Here is a 2,225-nt window from a genome sequence, read left to right on the forward strand (position 1 = left end):
ACTCCAATCGTTCGCTTGATAGCGAACATTTCATGTTCGTCCATATCATAGGCTCAGCGAGTCAATTCCTGACTCGCTGAGAGGACTCCGAACCCGACCTAATCAACCTTGCGGGGGTGGGAGTAAAAAGATCCAGTGGATCTTTTTAGCATGAGCCCAAAATTAAGAAAGCGAATTAACTAAATTTTTTCAAATTTAGTTCTGTCCCACTCCCATCTAGTGTTATACTTATCCGTTAAAGGAAATGTGAACGTGGTCGTAATGGTTGGCTGTTACACTACCACGGTCTGGCATCATATTCCAAGTGTTAGCAGGTCCATAAATGTTGTTGACCGGTGCATAGAAACGTTGTTGCCAGATGATGTAAGAAATATTTGCGGAATCGATATTGTCTACAGCGTACTGAGCTACTTGATTTCCAAGAGCTGCATCATTGTAAACCATAGCATCCACTGCAAGTCCACGTCCGTGGTCTTGGTCACCCGCACGGAATTTCGAATAATCGGTAATTCCAAACTGGTTGGCAATGTCTTGCATAAAGTTAGCTGCCACTGGCTGAAGTCCAGAAGTATCAACTGGGGTTGCAGTTGGGGCTGGTTGCGCTGGTGCTGGTGTTTCAACTGCAGCTGGTTCAGCTGGTTGTTCTACCGGTGCTGCAGGCTCTTCAGCATGATCATGGTCATGGTTATGTTCTTCATCCGCTAGTAGCGTTTCAGAAGTTTCTGCTTCTGGGGCTGTAACCTCTGGTGCTGGGGCTGCTACTTCAGGCTCGACAGCTTCAGGGGCTGGGCTTGGAGCTGGCGCTTCCTCTGCTGCAACTTCTTGGGCTGGAGTTTCAACCACAGCTGGTGCTTCAGGTTGTTCAACGACTGGCGCTGCTTCAGCGACTTCTGGTTGAGCTACTGGTGCCTCAACAGCTGGTGCTACAGGTGCTTGAGCAGCAGGTGCCACTACTTCAGCCTGTTCAGCAACAGGAGCCAGTTCTTGAGCTTGACTCACTGCTGGGTTCACTGCAGGTGGTTGTGTTGCCATGTAAGTTGGACCTTTGTCCTCTTCAACAATAGTCGCACTTGTTTGAGACATAGGAATAATTTGATCTTGCGTGTAGATTTCTTGGCGAGTCAAATCAACGCTGGCCACATGAGAAGCAGGTCCTTCCAATTGTGGGTTAATCACTTCAAACGTTAATGGTTGGTTGTTGGCACCTACTGTTACACGAAGCAACATTCCTGGTTGGATAACATTGACATTTTCAATTTGGTTCAAACGTGCCAAAACAGCCATATCCACACCCATCGCTTCGGCAATCCGTCCAAGGGTATCACCATATTGAACGGTATAAGTCAAGGTGTTATTGTCACGAACAAGATTGTCACGGATTTGGTCAACCGTACGAGCGACCCAACTTCCATCTTGATCCGTCGCCTGAGCGCTATTATTTCCAGCAAAGACTGAAAGCAACAAGCTGGACGCAAGCATAATTTTTTTATTTAATTTCATAATTATTTGAATCTCTTTCTTAACGTGATAAATCTATACTATCATAATTTTCAACAAAAAAAGACCCTGGAACTCATCTTAAAAGAACTGTGTCACTTCTGTAACTTTTTGTAACACATGAGACATTTTCACAACCTCTTTCAGCTTGCTTTGAGTTTGACTGGTTATCCTACTTTCAGAAAATATGAAAGGGGCTTACAATGCCTACCAAGATTATCCAAAAACAATTTAAACGAATTGAAACCAAATACATCCTCGAAAAAACGGTGTTAAAACAGCTTCTGCAAGACCTGGAGGTTTACATGGAGGCTGACGCCTACGCCACCTCAACCATTACCAACATCTACTTTGATACCGAGCAATTCGACCTCATCCAAGACTCGATTGCGAAAAAGTATGCGCGTGAAAAGGTCCGCATGCGTCTCTACGACCCCCAGCCTCAAGCTAGTAGCAAGGCCTTCTTAGAAATTAATACTCATTGAAATTCAAAATCTGAAAAAAGCCATTCTCTATGGACAATAGATTTTAGATCAGACCAATGCAAATTTTGAATCACTTCTTGTAGTTTATCTATCACTTCCTCAAGTGTTTTAAACCCAAATTATTCATACCTCAAACAACTCCGTGTAAATAGCTAAAAAATCATCAGAAATTGCCAAAAAACAATGGCAATTTCTGATGATTTTTCTTGTCGTTCAATCTGTTCTAAGGATAAAAATGGATTC

At 43.5% G+C, this 2,225-nt stretch carries 2 protein-coding genes and 1 pseudogene; 1 reads left to right on the forward strand and 2 read right to left on the reverse strand.

Annotated elements, in window-relative coordinates; all coding sequences use genetic code 11:
* Nucleotides 1-228: 228 nt before the first annotated feature.
* Nucleotides 229-1,500: a LysM peptidoglycan-binding domain-containing protein gene (locus E5983_RS08935; protein WP_202056732.1), complete on the reverse strand. Its 1,272-nt coding sequence runs from the start codon at nt 1,498-1,500 to the stop codon at nt 229-231.
* 200 nt (nt 1,501-1,700) lie between these two features.
* Here E5983_RS08935 and E5983_RS08940 point away from each other — a divergent pair, with 200 nt between their 5' ends.
* The gene (locus E5983_RS08940) at nt 1,701-1,982 is read left to right on the forward strand and encodes a VTC domain-containing protein (protein ID WP_160333482.1); all 282 of its coding nucleotides are present in this window, start codon (nt 1,701-1,703) and stop codon (nt 1,980-1,982) included.
* Here the strand turns inward: E5983_RS08940 and E5983_RS08945 are convergent.
* Nucleotides 1,976-2,095 (reverse strand): annotated as a pseudogene (locus tag E5983_RS08945) (IS630 family transposase); the annotation flags it as partial. The gene E5983_RS08940 and the pseudogene E5983_RS08945 sit on opposite strands and share 7 nt — an antisense overlap.
* Nucleotides 2,096-2,225 lie beyond the last annotated feature (130 nt).

Origin of the sequence: Streptococcus danieliae (genome assembly GCF_009767945.1) — a bacterium.
Taxonomy (GTDB): Bacteria; Bacillota; Bacilli; order Lactobacillales; family Streptococcaceae; genus Streptococcus; species Streptococcus danieliae.

Coding starts and splice junctions, on each gene's coding strand:
- E5983_RS08935 (WP_202056732.1), bottom strand. CDS start 1,500: ATGAAATTAAATAAAAAAATTATGCTTGCGTCCAGCTTGTTGCTTTCA.
- E5983_RS08940 (WP_160333482.1), top strand. CDS start 1,701: ATGCCTACCAAGATTATCCAAAAACAATTTAAACGAATTGAAACCAAA.